Consider the following 18431-nt stretch of genomic DNA (forward strand, 5'->3'; position numbering starts at 1 on the left):
TAACACAACAAAATGATTTAAAAGGAAAACAAATATGAACATTAAAAAAAGTAAAATAGCATTAGCACTGGGTGTTTCAATCTTTTTAGCAATGCCTCTTTCAAGCGCATTGGCTGATCAAAAGTACAATGATGTTAAAGTGGTGCATATGGGGGACACTATGCAGTTTATTAAAAGTGAACTGCGCGGTTATGTAAAAGGAGTTAGAAGTGATGATGCGCAGAAAATGCAGCAGCATCTTAATAAGCTCTTAACCTTAAGTGCAATGTCAGCTAATCAATCAGCAGCTAGTATGGATCATGAGCAAATGGGGATGTCTGAAATGGAGCATGCCAATATGGATCAGGATGATATGGCCATGGATCATTCTAATATGACCGATGGCGATATGAAGATGGATCATTCTAATATGGCTGATGGCGATATGAAGATGGATCATTCTAATATGGCTGATGGCGATATGGAGATGGATCATTCTAATATGGCTGATGGCGATATGAAGATGGATCATTCTAATATAGCTGATGGCGATATGGAGATGGATCATTCTAATATGGCTGATGGCGATATGAAAATGGATGGTGCCTCCCATGATATGTCGACTATGGAAGGCATGAGTTCTGCACAACATCAGCATATGCTTTATATGCAAGGTATTGCCGGGCTTAATGATCTGTTTAAGCAGTTAGAGAAAGCGCAGGATAAAACTGAAATCAAGTTGATTTTGGGTAAAGTTAAAGCGCAGCTTAAAAAGAATCAATAATTATTCGCTTGAGATTGTAATTAATCCAGCAAGGTATCTACTTAGCAGTTGATGGCTAGCTGCTGTTTGCTTCGTAAGCGAACAATTAAGCAGTGTACTCAGCTCTATTAAAGTTTGAACTGAACATGTCGTGGTAATAAATTACTTAGCTCAGCACCTTTTTCTCGGCTCGGTAGCGCTTCAAACAGCTTCAGGAAATAAAAATAAGGATTAATATCATGCGTTCGACAGGTCATTACAACGTTGTAAACTATTTCTCTAGTTTTTGATCCTTTTATCGATTGTGCGAACATCCAGTTTTTTACCCGTCGCAAAAGGGCTAATACCAGAATTGTTCTCAATGGCCTCTGTTCGCTATACTCAACATAACAAGTTAACACCTGCCAATAATTCAATTTGCAGGATACCGCCTTGCCTAAATAGCTTTCTATGACTTTATATTCCTTTCTAAAAATTTAAATACCAAATCTGATGGTTTTCTATTTATTGATGCTTGGTAAAATCAATACTATTACTTTTAAGACAATGTAATCTTGACTTCCAGGCCACCCATCTTTTGATTGTTAAAGGTTAATTTACCGCCATGTTCTTCTATAATACTATGGGTAATTGCCAGCCCCAAACCAACACTCGAATTTTGGGTACCACGTGCTTTATCTAAACGAACAAAGGGTTTAATGACCTCTTTAAACTGACTTTTATCTATTCCCCTGCCAGTATCTCTTACATAAATTGTCAAGATTCCACTGGTCAAAAGAGCTTCAATAGTGATATCCAGGTTACCTTGAAGATCTTTCCCGTGAGCAATACTGTTATTAACTAAATTTTCAATAACGCGGCGAAATGCGATAGGCCATAAACGGAAAACCAATTTGTTATGACTTTTTAATTGAATGTTGATGCCGCGATCACGATAATCGTCACAAATAGTGGTTAATAAACTCACTATCTCCGTCTCCTGCTTCTCCTCTCTCTGCCAATTACTTTTTGAAAACGCTAACGTGGCTTTCAGCATTTCTTCCATCTGTGCAATCGTATCAAGCATTCTGGCCTGATCCTCGCCTGGCGCTATAAACTCAAGTCGTAACCGTAAACTGGTCAAAGGCGTTTTCAAGTCATGTGATATCGCAGACAACATTTTAGTGCGATCATTAATGAATTTAGAGAGGTTAGATTGCATTTTATTAAACGCAATAATAGTGGGTATCACTTCACTCGGTCCAATAACGGGGAGAGCTTTAAAATTCCGTTCGCTGCCGACTTTGTTGGCAGCAACGGCTAATTCGTCAATCGGCCTTAATGCGCGCTTTACCGTCCAGGTCATACTGATAAGAATTAGCAGGGTGAAAACAAAGACTAAAATAACCGCTTTTAGCGGGAGCTGTACTATTTTTTCATCAATGGCAGAATTAAAATTTAACCAGTGCTGATTTGCTAATAAAATAGAGCCTGTTAATTGTAAGTTATAGCTATTGTTCATTTTTTTATGCATCGGATTGTCACTGAGCATTGCATGCATTTTACTCATGCCCACATCTAGTTGTTCACTTTTAACTGAGACAATACGAATATCTTTTATTTGACTTGGGGCAATCAAGTCGTGCAGTTTCTTTGATAAAAGGTTTTTTTATTTTCGATCACTATTGGCTTGCGATCCAGTGACAAGTCAAAGCCCACGCCTTGGCTTGCGCTGATAATATCTTTATGTAAATCAAAGGGTGTTTTGTTTAAAATAAAAATCAAAGAGCTCAGGCGATCAAGTGTGCTGTCACTAGAAACATAATTAAGTACTTGTTCGCGTTCATCGGAATAAATTTGCAGAGAAAGCGAGAGCACTAAACTTAACCCAATTAACATAATCAGGCAGATTTGAGAGACTAAGCTTTTAGGGGATATTTTCTTAATCATGTGTGACCTCACAGGTAAATTGATATCCCCCGCCCCAAATGGTGATAATTATTTCAGGGTGTTTTGCATCTAGCTCCAGCTTTTTACGCAAGCGACTAATAAGCGTGTCTATTGAACGATCATAGACGCCTCCCTCACGTCCTTTGCTTAAATCTAACAATTGGTCACGATTTAACACTCTCTGTGGATGGGCAATAAACACCCGTAACAGATCAAATTCAGCACTGCTTAATATCACCATTACACCTTCTTTGTCTGTTAATTCACGCTTATTAATATCAATAGACCAGTGTGAAAAATGGTAGCGTTTAATGTCAGAGACGGGGGAATGTAAAGTATTTACACGGCGCAATACGGCCTTAATACGCGCTAATAACTCGCGAGGATTAAAAGGTTTAGCCAGATAATCATCCGCGCCCATCTCAAGACCTATAATTGTATCCATTTCATCACTCATTGCAGTGAGCATCACAATGGGGATATTAGATGAGACACGCAATCCGCGGCATAAACTTAAACCATCTTCACCCGGCAGCATTAAATCCAACACTATCAAGTCTATTTTTGAAAGGCTTAAACAACGTTTCATCTCTTTGCCATCTTTGGCAACAGTGACACGATAGTTATGTTGTATAAAAAAACGTTGTAATAATTCACGAATTTCATAGTGGTCATCGACAATTAATAGATGAGGCTGTTCCATGCTGATTCCTTTAACTTGATGATGAAATAAGAGATTATATTATTTTTTTATCTTAATTGTATCAAAGTATGTCAAAACGCCTTTTCGCCACAAACTATTACAAAATTCCTTTTTTTAGACAAACTTCTGACACAACTCAGTGCTTAAATATAAACATAGAACGAACAGAAGTTACTTATTAAAAGGGAGGTTATTATGATCTATTCTTGGCACTTTATGCCTTTTTGGGGACATATTCTTATGATGTTAGTTTGGGTTGGTTTATTTATGTTGATTATAAATTATCAATCCTATGGTACTAAAAAGGAAAGCAGTATAGACATTGCAAAAAAACGTTACGCCCAAGGTGAAATAGATGAGGAGCAGTTTAACAAAATAAAGAACAATTTATAAAAAACAGCCTATACATTACACTTATTTTAATCAATCTGGAGACTATCATGAACATTAAAACAATTAAAACAATGCTACTAGTGCTAACCGTTTCAGTGACAGGCACCTCGTATGTTGCTGCACATGCACAACATGCCTCAGAAAATGCTTCAATGAGCATGGGTGTAGGGAGTATGAATACTGGGAAGATGGGTACCGAAAATATGGGCACGGGGCACATGGGTACCGTGAATATGGGTATGGGCAATATGGGCAATATGGGTACGGGGCATATGGGTACAGGGCATATGGCGATGAATTTTTCACAGCTAAACTTGACTGACCAGCAGAAACAAGAGATACAAGCTATCACGGCAGCTTCGATCAATGGCAATCATCAAAACAGGGGGGATATGCAGGTACATCATGCTGATATGCAGGCATTATTAAGTGATGATGTTTTTGATAAAAATCAAGCTAAAGCCTTAATGGCAGATCATCATTCACAGATGAGCGAAAGAATGCTTGTCATGTTAAAAATGAAGCATCAAATCTTTCAACTATTAGATGATCAGCAAAAAGAACAATTAACGGGCATGCAAAATAACATGATGAATACGCAGTAATATAATCACTCAGGCCTGGTTGTTAGCATTTGAGCAAGAAGAGCCAGCTTCATATTTGAAGCTTGTTCTTCTTTCGATTAACGGATTTTTCATTTTTATAATGGCAGAATAACGATAAAAACCGACATCCCTTATACCAACGCAAATCGTTTTAGAGAACATAGCCAAATTAATTGGTTATGTGTAAACCAATGGCAGGGGAGTGCTGAACTTTTGAGTGTATTTTTAGACAGCGTAAATGAATAGAAAATTAGTGGGTCTGTTCCAGATGATAGCTGTTAGCTTTATTGCTTATGCCGAAAACTATCTTGACTTTTCTCTCTTTACCAATAGGATACGATGATATTCAGACTTTTAGATTGAGTTATATTTTTTGAGATTCTCGCGGTTGCAATACAAGCCTCAAACACTTGCATCATGGTCATTACTATTAGTGGCTCTTGTACTCTTGGTGTGCATTTCTCAAAATCTAGGAAGATCCTCCTTATCTCCTTTAACACCTCACGTCGATATGACAGAGCAAGTGGCATCGGACACTCAAGATAATACCAGGTCAGAATGCAGCAGCAGTGAGCACCTCATTAATATTTTTGCTCTTAATCTAGAGGTTGTCATTCCTCTATTTGTTCTAGCGCTGGTGATTGCCGCTATCATATTCCAACAATCACGAACACCCCAACCACTCACTGAACCCATTCGCTATTATGGGGTCAGGCGACACTTAGTATTCTGCACCTTTCAAGAATGAAAATTCCGTTAATACCTCTCTCTTTGTAACTATTCAGATTATTGTTTTTTCGATCCTTTAAGTCATGGTTATTTGGCTAAGGTGATAGTGAATAAAAATATTTTTTCACTTCGGACTAAGCAAACAGCTGAATATTTTAAATAACAGCTCGCATTTATTATGCGTCTGAGTAGCTCTTTTTATAAAAAATTTCCGGAGCAATACTGTGTTTATATTTCAATTAATGAAAGTAGCAGTTAGATTACGATTGACGATTCTATTCGTCTTATCTTTATTATTGTCAGCTTTTTCAGTCTCAGCCCAACCTGTTTCTACAGGTTGGCTAACCCATCCCGATCACCCGCCAGTTGAAGTGCGTTTTATGCTGACCGGTGAAGTTGATAAAACCACTCACAAAGCCAATGGTTTGCTGGAAGTTAACCTTGAAGGTGAGTGGAAAACCTATTGGCGATCTCCCGGTGAAGGCGGCATTGCGCCAGCGCTTGACTGGAGCCAATCAAGTAACCTGTCTGATTTAGAATGGCGCTGGCCAACTCCCACTTATTATGAGCAACTTGGCGTCATGACCCTGGGTTACAAACATCATGTTATTTTTCCCATGCAGTTAACCTTGGAGGATATTAATCAACCCATCGTTTTTTCAGGGAAATTAACACTGCCGACCTGTACCAATATTTGTGTGCTCACGGATTATGAATTGGATTTGCCAGCTGTCACATTGGCAGATATTACAACCGATGCCACTGCGCAACATTTATATCAACAGGGGCTTTCAAGCGTTCCGACCCAAAGTGACTCAACCGAGGTTGTTAATGCATCCTTTGACTATGATTCACAGCGCTTGCAAGTGACATTACAGCAAAAAAAAGAGTGGCAGGATCCACAGATTATTGTGGATGGTGACGAGGTCACCGATGACTATTTTTCTCAACCCGCAATCAACATTAATAATAATATTGTAACGGCAACCTATAAGGTAACCAATTGGTTAGGCAAAACCAAACTGGTCGGAAAGCCTGTTTCTATCACCGTTTCTGACGCGCTTTTTGCGCATGAATTAAGTGCTGTGATTGATGATAAACCCTTAGTAAAAAGCAGCTCAACCAATTTATTTACCATGATTGCTTTTGCATTACTTGGGGGATTAATACTCAATATTATGCCCTGTGTCTTACCCGTATTGGGCATGAAGCTGAACAGTATGCTGACCTCATCACATCTCAGTAAACGGACTATTCGCCTGCAATTTTTAGCCTCGGCATCGGGGATATTAACCTCGTTCTGGTTATTAGCCTTAGGGTTACTTATTTTAAAGCTCACAGGTAATGCGATGGGTTGGGGGATTCAGTTCCAAAGCCCCTGGTTTATTGGTTTTATGGTGACCATAACAGCACTCTTCACCGCGAATTTACTGGGTTTATTTGAAGTTAAATTACCAGGCCGACTGTCAACATCCATCGCTAATAAAGGGGGGGATTCAACCTCTGGTCATTTTGTACAAGGTATGTTTGCAACCTTGCTTGCGACCCCCTGTAGCGCACCTTTCTTAGGCACGGCGGTGGCTTTTGCTTTAGGGGCAAGCATCTTGGAAATGTGGATGGTCTTTACCTTTTTAGGACTGGGAATGGCGTTGCCTTGGCTGGTTTTTGCGTTATTCCCAAACCTCATCTCATTGATGCCTAAACCCGGTCTGTGGATGAATAAAATGAAAGCTGTTTTTGGTTTGATGATGTTTGTGACAACGCTGTGGTTATTGAGTTTACTCGTGCCTTTTATCGGAGGCTTAGCAACCGTGGTCATTGGTTTATTGTTCTGTGCTTATTTGTTATACCGAATAGCTAAAAATCATGGTAAAAAAACGGTGATTGTGATTTTAGCCGTTAGCCTGCTATTTACCAGTGCAGGGCTTTTTATTGCTAATCTTACCGCTCAGACATTTATTAAGGACGATCTTACTTGGTTGCCACTCAATGAAAATAGCATTGATCAATATGTAAAGCAGGGTAATACCGTTTTTGTTGATATAACGGCTGACTGGTGTATTACCTGTAAAGCCAATAAAATCGGCGTTATTTTACAAGATCCCGTCTATTCTGAATTGAAGCAGGAAAGAGTGATCACTATGCAAGGTGATTGGACCAAGCCAAGTGACAGGATCACGAACTATTTGAAAAGTTATCAACGATTTGGAGTGCCTCTAAATGTGGTCTATGGCCCGAATGCCCCACAAGGTTTGCCTTTATCTGTCATATTAAGCAGTGATGAAGTTATGCAGGCACTGGAAGATGCAGGGAGAGAACAATAATGGTAAATAAAGGGATGGAAAAGGATAAACCTAAAACAAAAGTAGTACGGTGGATGAAAGAGATTCTGACATTCACTCTTATTGTGACGGTTTTGTCGTTAGCTATTGATGCTTGGCGTAGCAGAGAGATGCCATCGACAAATATGCCTTCTCTGTCAATGAGTACTTTGGAAGGTGACTGGGTTGATATTAAAAAAATGAGTCAAGATAAACCCATTTTACTCTACTTTTGGGCAACTTGGTGCTCTGTTTGTAACTTCGTCAGCCCAAGTGTCAATTGGTTATCGGAGAGTCACCAGGTTATTTCTGTGGCTCTCTCGTCCGGTGATGATAGACGCTTAGGGCAATTTATGGCTTACAAAGAGTACGACTTCCCGGTCATTAATGATCCAAAAGGTAACATTGGCCAAACTTGGAATATTACTGTCATCCCATCAATTTTCATCGTCAAAAACGGTGAAATATCTTCAATCACAACCGGCTTTACAACCCCAATGGGTATGTGGCTACGTTTATACTTCTCTTAATTCTCTTAAGGTAACATTATGAAATCATTACTATTATCAACATCAATTGCAATATCTGGCTACGTTTATACTTCTCTTAATTCTCTTAAGGTAACATTATGAAATCATTATTATTATCAACATCCATTGCAGCAAGCCTGCTCTTCTCATCGGTCGTATTTGCGGAAAAAATTAGCGTTGCGCAACAAAAAAAATTATCTGAAATAACGAGTTTATTGGAACAGAATCCAGAAGTGATTGAAGGATTATATATAAATTTAATCAAGTACGTAGAGGGCCAAGGAACCATCAGTAATACACTAAAACAGCATCATGACTATTTATATAACAACCCAATGCATTCTTATTTTGGCTCAGAGGCCCCTGAACTGACCATCATCAACTTTACCGATTACAACTGCCCCTATTGCAAGCGTTTAGAGTCAGGGCTGGTTGAGATGATTAACAAGTATCCTGAAATTCGAGTCGTTAATATCAACTTACCCTTTCAGCAACCGATGATCCCTGATTTGGATACCAATACAGCATGGTATGCTTTGAACGTATGGGAAAACAACAGACCCGCCTTTTCTGAAGTACACCGTTTAATGATGGCTAAACCCTCGAAACATGACAGTGAATCGATTATGAAAATAGCGGAAATGACCGGAACTGAAGCGGCGTTAGCCCCGAATGAAAGGAAAAAGAAGATGGTGGAAAAGAATGAGAGAATCTTCAGCCAATTAGGTTTGCGAGGAACGCCCGCCTTGATTATTGGCAATGAAATAAGTCCCGGGGCCATACCTCAAGCGCAACTGGATAAATTGATCAAATCACAATTAAAATAGCATAAAAATCAGCACCCGTAGCTAAAATTAAAGACTATGGGTGTACAGGATTTGTTGCAAATATGCGGGGTGGGTTAATTGCCTATTGCCTGCAAAAAGATAAGGCATCAATCAATTTAACAGCCAATGAAAAAAATGTGCTAATGGGTGAAAATATCATAATGGCTTAACCCGAGCTCAGGTTATTTAGGAATAACGCGGCCCTATTATCTGTCATCATCGAGGTGTTTTTTCGGAGAGTGAATTGAACGATAGTTCATAACACTGAACTGCCGTAAATGACTTCAGCGTCTTGCCCTACGCCCTTCAGGTCGTTGTCGTAAATTCCAACGTTCAAATTTGTTCCTGAAAAATTAGTCACTTCCCGAGCAATTGATCCTTATGCCTTATGTAGGCACTCTAATAGCCATCATTCACTATTAATATTTCATTCTCAGCTTGACCTTCCCCTAAGAGTAATGACTAAGCTTGTTTTTAAGATGACAGCCGAAACTGAATTAAGGAGGGAGTTATGTATTTAGATAAAGAAAAAAAACAAAACCTGTTACACATATTGAATTTAGTCACCACTAAGGGCAGCAAGACTGATAGCGTTTATGAGCTTTCAGGTATTCGTGCATCTTATGAGTTCGACGGATATACCTGCTGGTTAGCCTATAGAGATTTGACTGTGACGCTCATGTTTCACGGTTCATATGATTTTGACTATCAACACAAAGAGACGCGGGAATTTTTTTTTAAATTAGTATCAAATTTATTGGCTGAAAAAGATAATTTATAAAGCCCAAACAATAACGATAGGCGACTCTGTAAATTTATTTTCATAAAAATTTTGCCATTTAGACAAATTTAAAAAAACTTTATAAATAATTTAAATATTTCATTCTCAGCTTGACCTTCCCCTAAGAGTAATGACTAAGCTTGTTCTTAAGGTTACAGTCGAAACTAAATTAAGGAGGATGTATGTCTTTATCCACAAGCTTAAAGTTACCTATAGAGGGCATGACCTGCACGGGTTGTGCGAGTCGATTACAAGCCGCACTCAATGAAATAGAAGGAATTAATGCTGAAGTGAGTTTTGCAGCCAAGAGTGCAGAATTCACTATTGATGACAGTGTCGATTATGATGGCACTTTAAAATCTATCGTGATTTTGATTGAACAAAAAGGCTACAAAACAGCATCTTCACCAGAAGACGATGCATTGAATAACAGTCAGTCAGTCGCTCCCTCACCGACAAATAAAGCGCCTTATGACGCCCAAACAAAAACACAAGAGTTACTTTTAGAGGGTGTGACCTGCGCAAGCTGCGTCGGTAAGATAGAAAAAGCCTTAAATGCACTACCTGATGTTCAACAAGCGCAGATAAATTTCGCTCTCAGAACCGCCTCTATAACCGGTGATGTTGAGACAGAAACGCTAATAAAAACCATTGAAGCGGCTGGATATAACGCTAAAAGTACAGACAATGCCAGCGACGAGACGCTACTCGATGAAAAAGAGAAAGCCGATCAAAAGTATTATCGACAACTGATCTTGCAGGTGTGGATCGGTTTAGGTTTAGGGATTCCATTAATGGCATATGGTCTTTTAGGGGGACCGATGACAGTCAATTCACCGATAGAGCGGGGTGTTTGGTTGGTCATAGGCCTTATCTGTGCTGCCGTCATGTATTTTGCAGGTAAACATTTTTATGTCGGTGCATGGAAATCTTTTGTTAATCACAATGCGAATATGGATACTTTAATTGCGTTAGGGACTGGCACTGCATGGTTATATTCAATGATTGTCGTTATTTATCCGTTGGCTTTACCTGAAATGGCAAGACATGTCTATTTTGAAGCGACCGCAATGATCATTGGTTTAATTAATTTAGGGTTAGCGCTTGAAGTCAAAGCGCGTGGTCGTACTAGCGAAGCGATACAGCGATTAATTGGCTTGCAGCCGAAAACCGCACGCGTTATTCGTGATGGAAAAGATATTGACATAACCATTGAACAAGTCTTATTAAATGATCTGGTTCGCGTTCGCCCCGGTGAATGTATCCCTGTTGATGGCATAGTTAACGAAGGAAAAACAACCATTGATGAGTCGATGCTAACTGGCGAGCCAATGCCGGTCAAAAAATCACAAGGTGATGAGATTGTTGCCGGCTCCATTAATAAAAGTGGATCTATTATTTTTAAAGCCACTCGCGTCGGTAAAGATACAGCGCTCGCACAAATAATTAAGATGGTTAAACGAGCACAAAACTCTAAACCGCCGATCGGACGATTAGCTGATATTATCTCTTCTTATTTTGTCCCCGTTATTATGATTATTTCAATTACTAGTGCATTGGTCTGGTTAAACTTCGGCCCGGAACCCAGTATTGCTTTTGCCGTTGTATCAGCAACAACAATACTTATTATTGCCTGCCCATGTGCATTAGGGCTGGCAACACCTATGTCTGTGATGGTTGGGGTGGGTAAAGCGGCGGAAGCTGGCATCCTTATTCGCAATGGCGAAGCCCTACAAAATGCTTCAAAAATCACCACTATGATCCTGGATAAAACGGGCACTATTACCTTAGGTCAGCCTAAAGTAACGGATATATATCGCGTTAATTCAATGGACGAAAACCAGATCTTGCAATTAGTCGCAAGTTTAGAAATCGGCTCTGAACATCCACTGGCAGAAGCCATTGTGGAATCCGCAAATGAACGAGGTTTACAAACAGATAAAGTCGAACATTTTAATGCTATTGCTGGCCAAGGCGTAGAGGGGATCGTTGGCGATAAACGTTTATTTTTTGGCAATCAAAAACTAATGCTTGAGCAAGGCATCAGTGTTAATAAAGAAGCTCAGGATGTGAGCCTGAAAATGGCAGGCGAGGCTAAAACTCCCATGTTTTTCGCTATTGATGGTGATTTAGCTGCGGTTATCGCCGTTGCCGATCCTATCAAAGAAGATTCTATTTCGGCTATCAAACGCTTACAAAAAAATGGTATCCGGGTAGTCATGCTCACCGGAGATAATCAGGCGACGGCAAAAGCGGTGGCACAAAAAGTAGGTATAACAGATTTTTTTGCTGAAGTACTACCGGACGAAAAATCACAAAAAGTGGCTGAATTACAAGCTCAAGGTGAAATAGTCGGTATGACAGGCGACGGCATTAACGATGCGCCGGCACTTGCGCTGGCTAATGTTGGTTTTGCAATTGGTACAGGGACCGATGTGGCGATAGAAAGTGCAGATATAACATTAATGCGCGGCTCTTTACATGGCCTTGCCGATGCCATCTCCGTGAGTAAAGCCACCTTGCGTAATATTAAACAAAATCTAGTGGGTGCCTTTATTTATAACGCAGCAGGTGTACCGCTCGCCGCGGGAATTTTATTCCCCTTCTTTGGACTGTTACTTAACCCTGTTATTGCAGGCGCGGCAATGGCATTTTCATCTTTAACCGTGGTCAGTAATGCTAACCGTTTACGGTTTTTTAAACCACAAGATCATTAGGAGAAAATTATGTTCATTATTAACTTGGTTGGAATTGGTTTAATTCTTTTAATAGTCTGGTGGTTTTGGCTTTACTCTCCGAAGAAAAAGCAAAAAATGTCAGCAAATAAAACCAATGGAGAAATAAGTATTGTTGTGCAAGATGGTGTTTATCAACCATCAACAATTGCACTAAGCACAAACGCTGGCACGACACTTAAATTTACACGTAAAGATCCCAGCCCCTGTGCAGCAACGGTCATCTTTCCTGATTTTGAAATAAGTGAGGAATTACCGTTGAATAAACCCATTGAAATTTCACTTCCTATAATGAAAAAAGGGAAATATGTATTTCACTGTCAAATGCAAATGTACAAAGGTTATCTAGTGGTTGAGTAAATAATATTGCGAATGTTAAGCATTAACAATGCGGTCAACATAAATATTGAGGTAATGACTATGATCAATAAATTTAAGATGTTTTTATCCACGCCTAAAGGCTGGCTAATTTTAACAGCAGTAATAAGCCTCTTTTACTATTTACTGACTAAACATAATCAGCATTTTTTCGAGTATTTACCTTTTTCAATTCTATTATTATGTCCCGTCATGCACCTGTTTATGCATGGGAGCCATCATAATAAAGATAATAAAGATAATAAAGATAATAAAGATAATAAATAGAAAATATTTGCACCATTTTCTAAGTAAGACATAAAAGAGAAGGAGGAAAGCATGAATAATTTGGAGCACCGAGTAGGTGTTACAGAAATTAATTTAGTTATTAGAAAGCTTCAACTAAAAAAGCTAACTGAATTTAACCGAGCTAAAATCATCTCTGAAATAGATGAAGCTGTTGGCATTGAGAGCGTAACGCTTGATATTAAAGACGGACTACTGCACATCGCTTATGATGTCACTCAACTAAATTTAGAGGCCATTAAACTTGTCGTTGTTAAGCATGGTGCAGAACTCTCTGGGGGGTGGTGGCACCATTTTAAAGAAGGTTATTATAAATTCGTCGATCAAAATATGAAGGACAATATCAAACATAAGCCATCTTGTTGCAGTCGACCACCGCCTGGAAGTACGAAACACAAATAGCGAATAAGTTAATTGTATTTTGTTAACGATCTAAAAAATCGATATTTAAAAAACAACAAGCTAAAGGAGCCCAGTCATGCTAACTATCAGCCAAGCAGCCAAGCAGCTCAAGAAACGGGGTTATCTGTCAAATCTATCCGTTATTACGAACAGATAGGTTTAACCAATCCACCACCTCGTGGTGAAAATGATTACCGCTATTATCCAAGTGCTTTAATTAAACGACTGCATTTTATAAAAAAAACCAAAGACGTAGGCTTTAGTTTAAAAGAAAGTAAAAACTTATTAGCATTATCTGAAAATAGTGGTAGAAGAAGTGCCGATGTAAAAGCACTTCTCTCTCAAAAAATTGAAGAATTACAAACAAAAATAAAGAGAGAACAAGCACTGCTAGAGAGTTTAAAAAATATCACCCTAAAATGTTGTGGAGATGAAAAGCCAAATTGTCCAATTATTGATGAATTTGCAAATTAAGGGCGAGGTGAAATTCGATAGATTCCGGATTTAGGGTTCCAGAACACTGTTGTTAGCTTTATTGTATAAGCCTAACGCCTTATAACTATTGAGATTACGATAACTTCTTGTTTTTATAACATGTCGTATTTTGGGCGAGTATTTTAAGCACTTTGCTATTGCCGAGAACAAATTTGTGTTGAAATTTAACCATATCTTCAACAAAAAATGCTGCATTGACGTTAGGAATTGTCCTCTTCTGCGCTCTTTAAGCTCAATGCTTAATCACCTAAAAATGAAAACAGCGCGCTAAGCGCTGTTTATTGAAATACCCAGTCCAACCACTATTATTTCTTGGGAAAATGATGTTCACTATACATGAACGTTTTTCCATTTTTTCTAAAAGCGATGACTTGATACGGATCCGCATTGTTAGGTACATCTATTCCAAGTGATGAAGCTGGCATACCCGGAACAGCTATTCCTGTAATTGCAGGCTTCGACTGGTATCGAAAAGACAGGTTATAGGCGATAAATCGTTATTGCGTGGAGCGCTGCGAAACCTAGCTGCATCAATAGCACAACGGGTTTTGCCTGACGTAAAAATACCGGTAGCCAGTTTGCATTGAGGATATAGCTCGAAGTCAGTACCATTAGCACGCCGGAACAGAACGCAGCAATCCCCCCAAAATTCTCTGAAGTGCTGGCTCGCGTACCAGAATATATTCCACAACCCCGCTGCAAGCAGAATAACCCAATGATATAGCGAATGGGCCGAGGGCATGCTTGCGCCCCGTAGGGCAAGGTAAATTGTGCCAATCTGCGTTGTTATAAAATCGCTATGTAGAATAATTATACTTCAATTTTATGCCTAGCATCTCAGCACAATTTTTCTTGCTGACTTTGCATCTTGAAGTATCACGGGTATATATTTAACCTCAAAAGGGAATGACCGATGCAGAGCTTGGCCGCCCGGTAGAATCCAAAGCGTGTGATAATCCGATTGCCAAGTAGTATCAGTTAGGCCAACAGTTCAATGTCACCGGTCATCCAGCGTTGATTTTCACCCGGTTACCTCCCGGCAGAGCGGCTGATTGCGAAACTGGGGCTTTAATAGCCACCGCGACTGAAGCAGTAACGCCTAGCATATAATTCAAGGCCGGGAGGGGTCAGCGCGGTTTCTAGCGCTTTGACCCCAAAATTACATCTTGTGCATTTTCTTTACGATGCCATTTTGCTTCTGAACCTCTCTGATGAAAGATACAATTCGAGGCATATCTGAGAATCCAATCTCAGGTTGTGCCGGCATATTTCCGTATGGCCAATGATGTTGCTGAACACCCTTGGTTACCGCCCTGGAAAAAGCGCCATTACCATGATGACCAGGGTTATAAGTCTGATGAATCAACGGTGGCCCAGAGTGTGTTCCTTGACCGTCTATGCCGTGGCAGGAACCGCAGCTTTCATTAAAAATCTGCTGGCCCTCAGCCGCAAGCGGTGACAACGCCCCGACTTTGACATCAACATGCCCCCTAAAATGCCCAGCCCATACCGGTGAAGCACTCAAGGTGGAAATAAGCGCAAATAAAACAACTTTGTTCATGATTTTTCCCTATTTTTTAATTATTTAATTTAAGTCAAAGCGAATCTTTCCTTAATTAACTCTGTTGAACGGCAGACGTCTGCGTCGTCGTTTATTACTTTCAGTCAATTTTAGCACTGTCGATTCTTCAGAGGTGTTCACACTTCACATCTTGTTCATAACTTTCTAAGTTAAAAGTGATACAAAGGCAACAATCACATCATACCCAAAAAATACCGTACTGCTTGAGAATTTTACACATTAAGGCTATTTCAAAAAGAAAAGTGCAGATTAAGCACTCATAAAATCAGGAAAAAAGCCCCATAGCAATTCTAATGACGAAAATCTCGTGGGGCTTTGCAATGTGCCACTGCAGTTTGAGGAGTGAAAAAGGGCGCCTATGTCAATAATTATCAACGTAGGACTTCTCGGTGCTAGGGTTTTAACACTCTTTTAATCGTCGTTTCAGTTATTGCCATTGTCTATCTCTAGATACCGGGAATTTATTTAAAATATTGTCGATATAGTCATAAATAAAGCATAAACACAAAATGTTAATGTTAATCGTGTGTTGTGTTGTGTTGTGTTGTGTTGTGTTGTCTTGTGTTACAGTTACGTGTTTAACATGATTTATTCTTTTTCAGTGATGTATTTACCAGAGCGTTTGGGATTAACTGCTGGAAAAATTTGGGCAACAGTGCTGCTATGCCAGAGGCAAGAAATACACAAACACAGTGGGTTCTGGAATGATGAACTTGTTTTTAACTAAAAGAGCAATGAGATAAAAATGAAAATATTTAAAATGGCAGCAATATTAACTTTGGCCTTAATAAGTAATTTAGTGAGCGCTCATTCAGGGCTGAAACACTCAACGCCAGAAAATGGCGCTATGTTAATTCAATCTCCTGAAGATTTTACCCTTGAATTCACTGCACAAGTTAAACTGGTCAGATTGCAGTTGACAGATCAATCTGGAAAGTCGATTAAACTTAACGCTAAACCAAGTAACGACTTTAAAGCTGCATTTAGTATCGCATTGCCTGTACTTGAGGCCGGTAGCTATAACGTTAAGTGGCTGGCGATGGGAGAAGATGCTCATAAACTGCAAGGAGACATTCCCTTCACGGTTAAGGACGCTGGTATGGCAAAAACACCTGCTATTTCAGACGCTGATAATGATGCTTAGTTAGGGTGTCTATGATGGAAATTACTCTTTGGGATTATAGTAATATAATATCCAAGTGGTTGATATATATTGGGATAGCCGCAGCGATTGGCGGCCCTTTTATTGCCGCTTTAATAAATGCCACTGTTAATAAAAAGTCGCTTCTTAATTATATTGTCATCAGTAGTGTGTTAGGTTTTGCCGCGGTCATCATAAACTTTTTCATTCAGGTTGGTGCCTTTTCTGAAACTGGCTTATCAGGTATGTTTGATACTGGATTGATAAGCTTTCTTTGGCAAAGTGCGGTGGGTGATTCTGTTTTATGGCGTTTGCTCGCCTTTACCGTTTTAGGCTTTGCATTATTGTGGAGCAATCTTAATGCCAAATACGGCACCTTTAGTTTCAAAGATGCAACTTTCACATTTTTATATGCGGCAGCTGTTTTTAGCTTTGCCTATTCATTTACCTTTATAGGTCACAGTGCCGTTATAGGTGGGGCCGCAAAGTGGTTGCTGGCTTTTCATATTATCACTGTGTCTTGGTGGGTAGGTGCACTATACCCTTTATGGCTTAGTTGCAAATTATTGCCGCCACCTGTGCTGTATAAGTTGATGTGCTTATTTGGTAAAATTGCGATCTTTATGGTGGGCATTTTAATCGCTTGTGGCATAGGTTTGTTATATTTATTTTTAGAAAATCCACTGGCGTTATTGACCACAACCTATGGTCTGGCCATGCTGCTAAAACTGATTTTTGTTGGCAGTATTTTGTTAATTGCCGCTTACCATAAATTTCGACTTGTAGAAGAAATTCAACAACAAGCAGGCATCAAAAAACTACAAAAATCAATAAAGAATGAAATGCTAATTGCAGTGGTGATTTTAACTATTACTGCTGTGTTATCATCGATTTTAGGCCCTGAATAACTTAGCTTAAAGCCATGCGTAACTTTAGAGTTGCAGTGGCTTATTTTAAGTAAGATTAAGATATTGGCAAGTATGCCTAATCTATGCGCTCATCGCGTACAAAAATCCTTGGCGGTTGAGCATACCTTTGAAAAAGATTTGCTTACCAAAGCGCAGTGTCTTGAAAAATTAGCGCTATTTTATGATGAGCTCAGCCGACGTCTGCAAGAAGGCGGAACAGACAATCAAAACGGTCTGCAACTGAGCTTTATTGAAGAGGGGGTTACCTAACTGAAAAGCGCTAAGGCTGGAATGCTCGAAGCTCGAAATCTCGAAGCTCGAAATCTCGAAGCTCGTTACTCGCAGCTCAAAACCCGATATTCTTAATACCATCGTAGATAAACTGGATAGCAAGTGCTGCAAGGATAATCCCAAAAAAACGCTTTAAAATTTCATCACCTGTCTTGCCGATAATTTTCTTCAGATATTTAGATACCAGCATACAAACAAGAGTCAGTGCTAAGATGCTGATAATCGCCGATGAAACCGCAAGCTTGCCGGAGAGCTCCGTGGTGTGCGAAAACAGCAGAATTGAAAGCGTTAATGTACCCGGTCCTGAAATCATAGGAATAGACATCGGATAGACTGAAATATCATCACTGTTGCTTGCAGACATGATGCCCGTTGCTTTGGTCACCATATTAAAAGCGGTGTAGAAGAGCAGCAAACCACCCGAAATCCGCAGCGAATTAATATTGATACCCAAGTGACCAAAAAGGGCTTCCCCGTAATTACCGAACAGGATCAGGGTGACCCCACTAATAAGCACCGCTTTGACCGCCATCACGGTACGGTGTTTTTTAGCACAATCTCCGGTTAATGAGTTAAAAATAAGGGCAGCACCGATCGGATCGATAATCACAAACAGGGCCGTTAATGCATGCAGATAAGCTGTAGTATCCATAC

Annotated in this window: 20 protein-coding genes and 1 pseudogene; 16 read left to right on the forward strand and 5 right to left on the reverse strand. The window is 39.6% G+C overall.

Annotation, left to right across the window (positions count from 1 at the left end; genetic code table 11):
- Positions 1-34 precede the first annotated feature (34 nt).
- Entirely contained in the window at positions 35-763 is a 729-nt protein-coding gene (locus PING_RS07245) for a hypothetical protein (RefSeq protein ID WP_011769752.1), read from the forward strand.
- A 517-nt stretch (positions 764-1280) separates the two neighbouring features.
- Here PING_RS07245 and PING_RS07250 read toward each other — a convergent pair.
- The 3 genes from PING_RS07250 to PING_RS07260 are packed head-to-tail and all read right to left on the reverse strand — an operon-like array spanning position 1281 to position 3374.
- A complete protein-coding gene (locus PING_RS07250; RefSeq protein ID WP_011769753.1) occupies positions 1281-2360 on the reverse strand; it encodes a sensor histidine kinase in 1080 nt (359 codons plus the stop codon).
- Positions 2357-2671 carry a hypothetical protein gene (locus tag PING_RS07255; protein WP_011769754.1) on the reverse strand — a complete coding sequence of 105 codons (315 nt, stop codon included), beginning with the start codon at positions 2669-2671 and terminating at the stop codon, positions 2357-2359. Before PING_RS07255 ends, PING_RS07250 begins: the two co-directional genes overlap by 4 nt.
- Positions 2664-3374 carry a response regulator gene (locus PING_RS07260; RefSeq protein WP_011769755.1) on the reverse strand — a complete coding sequence of 237 codons (711 nt, stop codon included), beginning with the start codon at positions 3372-3374 and terminating at the stop codon, positions 2664-2666. The genes PING_RS07255 and PING_RS07260 overlap by 8 nt, the downstream gene beginning before the upstream one ends.
- A gap of 195 nt (positions 3375-3569) precedes the next feature.
- Between PING_RS07260 and PING_RS07265 the strand changes: the two genes are divergently transcribed.
- From PING_RS07265 to PING_RS07315, 12 genes and pseudogenes are all read left to right on the forward strand, one after another.
- A complete protein-coding gene (locus PING_RS07265; protein WP_041766131.1) occupies positions 3570-3767 on the forward strand; it encodes an SHOCT domain-containing protein in 198 nt (65 codons plus the stop codon).
- A 47-nt stretch (positions 3768-3814) separates the two neighbouring features.
- Positions 3815-4372: a Spy/CpxP family protein refolding chaperone gene (locus PING_RS19415; RefSeq protein ID WP_011769756.1), complete on the forward strand. Its 558-nt coding sequence runs from the start codon at positions 3815-3817 to the stop codon at positions 4370-4372.
- 953 nt (positions 4373-5325) lie between these two features.
- Positions 5326-7425 carry a protein-disulfide reductase DsbD family protein gene (locus PING_RS07275; protein ID WP_041766134.1) on the forward strand — a complete coding sequence of 700 codons (2100 nt, stop codon included), beginning with the start codon at positions 5326-5328 and terminating at the stop codon, positions 7423-7425.
- Positions 7425-7952, forward strand: coding sequence for a protein disulfide oxidoreductase (locus tag PING_RS07280; RefSeq protein WP_011769758.1), 528 nt, complete (start codon positions 7425-7427; stop codon positions 7950-7952). The genes PING_RS07275 and PING_RS07280 overlap by 1 nt, the downstream gene beginning before the upstream one ends.
- Positions 7953-8050: 98 nt before the next feature.
- Complete coding sequence (locus tag PING_RS07285; protein WP_011769759.1) at positions 8051-8779, forward strand: DsbA family protein; 729 nt, start codon at positions 8051-8053, stop codon at positions 8777-8779.
- A 44-nt stretch (positions 8780-8823) separates the two neighbouring features.
- Positions 8824-8949 (forward strand): annotated as a pseudogene (locus tag PING_RS21965) (IS982 family transposase); the annotation flags it as partial.
- Positions 8950-9290: 341 nt separating this feature from the next.
- Positions 9291-9560 (forward strand): DUF3081 domain-containing protein, encoded by a 270-nt coding sequence (locus PING_RS07290; protein ID WP_011769760.1) that lies wholly within the window; start codon positions 9291-9293, stop codon positions 9558-9560.
- Positions 9561-9742: 182 nt separating this feature from the next.
- A complete protein-coding gene (locus PING_RS07295) occupies positions 9743-12277 on the forward strand; it encodes a heavy metal translocating P-type ATPase (protein ID WP_011769761.1) in 2535 nt (844 codons plus the stop codon).
- Positions 12278-12286: 9 nt separating this feature from the next.
- Entirely contained in the window at positions 12287-12655 is a 369-nt protein-coding gene (locus PING_RS07300; RefSeq protein WP_011769762.1) for a cupredoxin domain-containing protein, read from the forward strand.
- Positions 12656-12733: 78 nt separating this feature from the next.
- Positions 12734-12940 carry a DUF2933 domain-containing protein gene (locus tag PING_RS07305; RefSeq protein ID WP_232279434.1) on the forward strand — a complete coding sequence of 69 codons (207 nt, stop codon included), beginning with the start codon at positions 12734-12736 and terminating at the stop codon, positions 12938-12940.
- A gap of 51 nt (positions 12941-12991) precedes the next feature.
- Positions 12992-13360, forward strand: a complete 369-nt coding sequence (locus PING_RS07310) for a hypothetical protein (RefSeq protein WP_011769764.1) — start codon at positions 12992-12994, stop codon at positions 13358-13360.
- 12 nt (positions 13361-13372) lie between these two features.
- Positions 13373-13834 carry a heavy metal-responsive transcriptional regulator gene (locus PING_RS07315; RefSeq protein ID WP_011769765.1) on the forward strand — a complete coding sequence of 154 codons (462 nt, stop codon included), beginning with the start codon at positions 13373-13375 and terminating at the stop codon, positions 13832-13834.
- A 1180-nt stretch (positions 13835-15014) separates the two neighbouring features.
- Here the strand turns inward: PING_RS07315 and PING_RS07325 are convergent.
- Positions 15015-15416: a c-type cytochrome gene (locus PING_RS07325; RefSeq protein ID WP_011769766.1), complete on the reverse strand. Its 402-nt coding sequence runs from the start codon at positions 15414-15416 to the stop codon at positions 15015-15017.
- 766 nt (positions 15417-16182) lie between these two features.
- Between PING_RS07325 and PING_RS07330 the strand changes: the two genes are divergently transcribed.
- From PING_RS07330 to PING_RS07340, 3 genes are all read left to right on the forward strand, one after another.
- A complete protein-coding gene (locus PING_RS07330; RefSeq protein ID WP_011769767.1) occupies positions 16183-16581 on the forward strand; it encodes a copper resistance CopC family protein in 399 nt (132 codons plus the stop codon).
- 11 nt (positions 16582-16592) lie between these two features.
- Positions 16593-17486, forward strand: coding sequence for a copper resistance D family protein (locus tag PING_RS07335; RefSeq protein WP_083761734.1), 894 nt, complete (start codon positions 16593-16595; stop codon positions 17484-17486).
- Between the two features lie 72 nt (positions 17487-17558).
- Positions 17559-17756, forward strand: a complete 198-nt coding sequence (locus PING_RS07340) for a DinB/UmuC family translesion DNA polymerase (RefSeq protein ID WP_041766140.1) — start codon at positions 17559-17561, stop codon at positions 17754-17756.
- Positions 17757-17832: 76 nt separating this feature from the next.
- Here the strand turns inward: PING_RS07340 and PING_RS07345 are convergent, their stop codons facing one another.
- Positions 17833-18429 (reverse strand): MarC family protein, encoded by a 597-nt coding sequence (locus tag PING_RS07345; protein WP_011769769.1) that lies wholly within the window; start codon positions 18427-18429, stop codon positions 17833-17835.
- Positions 18430-18431: the final 2 nt, after the last annotated feature.

This window comes from Psychromonas ingrahamii 37 (assembly GCF_000015285.1).
Taxonomy (GTDB): Bacteria; Pseudomonadota; Gammaproteobacteria; order Enterobacterales; family Psychromonadaceae; genus Psychromonas; species Psychromonas ingrahamii.

What these genes read in the sequence shown, in the direction of transcription:
- PING_RS07255 (WP_011769754.1), bottom strand. Translation starts at nt 2,671, where the DNA reads ATGATTAAGAAAATATCCCCTAAAAGCTTAGTCTCTCAAATCTGCCTG.
- PING_RS07245 (WP_011769752.1), top strand. Translation starts at nt 35, where the DNA reads ATGAACATTAAAAAAAGTAAAATAGCATTAGCACTGGGTGTTTCAATC.
- PING_RS07285 (WP_011769759.1), top strand. Translation starts at nt 8,051, where the DNA reads ATGAAATCATTATTATTATCAACATCCATTGCAGCAAGCCTGCTCTTC.
- PING_RS07300 (WP_011769762.1), top strand. Translation starts at nt 12,287, where the DNA reads ATGTTCATTATTAACTTGGTTGGAATTGGTTTAATTCTTTTAATAGTC.
- PING_RS07280 (WP_011769758.1), top strand. Translation starts at nt 7,425, where the DNA reads ATGGTAAATAAAGGGATGGAAAAGGATAAACCTAAAACAAAAGTAGTA.
- PING_RS07325 (WP_011769766.1), bottom strand. Translation starts at nt 15,416, where the DNA reads ATGAACAAAGTTGTTTTATTTGCGCTTATTTCCACCTTGAGTGCTTCA.
- PING_RS19415 (WP_011769756.1), top strand. Translation starts at nt 3,815, where the DNA reads ATGAACATTAAAACAATTAAAACAATGCTACTAGTGCTAACCGTTTCA.
- PING_RS07335 (WP_083761734.1), top strand. Translation starts at nt 16,593, where the DNA reads ATGATGGAAATTACTCTTTGGGATTATAGTAATATAATATCCAAGTGG.
- PING_RS07260 (WP_011769755.1), bottom strand. Translation starts at nt 3,374, where the DNA reads ATGGAACAGCCTCATCTATTAATTGTCGATGACCACTATGAAATTCGT.
- PING_RS07265 (WP_041766131.1), top strand. Translation starts at nt 3,570, where the DNA reads ATGATCTATTCTTGGCACTTTATGCCTTTTTGGGGACATATTCTTATG.
- PING_RS07310 (WP_011769764.1), top strand. Translation starts at nt 12,992, where the DNA reads ATGAATAATTTGGAGCACCGAGTAGGTGTTACAGAAATTAATTTAGTT.
- PING_RS07340 (WP_041766140.1), top strand. Translation starts at nt 17,559, where the DNA reads ATGCCTAATCTATGCGCTCATCGCGTACAAAAATCCTTGGCGGTTGAG.
- PING_RS07290 (WP_011769760.1), top strand. Translation starts at nt 9,291, where the DNA reads ATGTATTTAGATAAAGAAAAAAAACAAAACCTGTTACACATATTGAAT.
- PING_RS07345 (WP_011769769.1), bottom strand. Translation starts at nt 18,429, where the DNA reads ATGGATACTACAGCTTATCTGCATGCATTAACGGCCCTGTTTGTGATT.
- PING_RS07295 (WP_011769761.1), top strand. Translation starts at nt 9,743, where the DNA reads ATGTCTTTATCCACAAGCTTAAAGTTACCTATAGAGGGCATGACCTGC.
- PING_RS07330 (WP_011769767.1), top strand. Translation starts at nt 16,183, where the DNA reads ATGAAAATATTTAAAATGGCAGCAATATTAACTTTGGCCTTAATAAGT.
- PING_RS07305 (WP_232279434.1), top strand. Translation starts at nt 12,734, where the DNA reads ATGTTTTTATCCACGCCTAAAGGCTGGCTAATTTTAACAGCAGTAATA.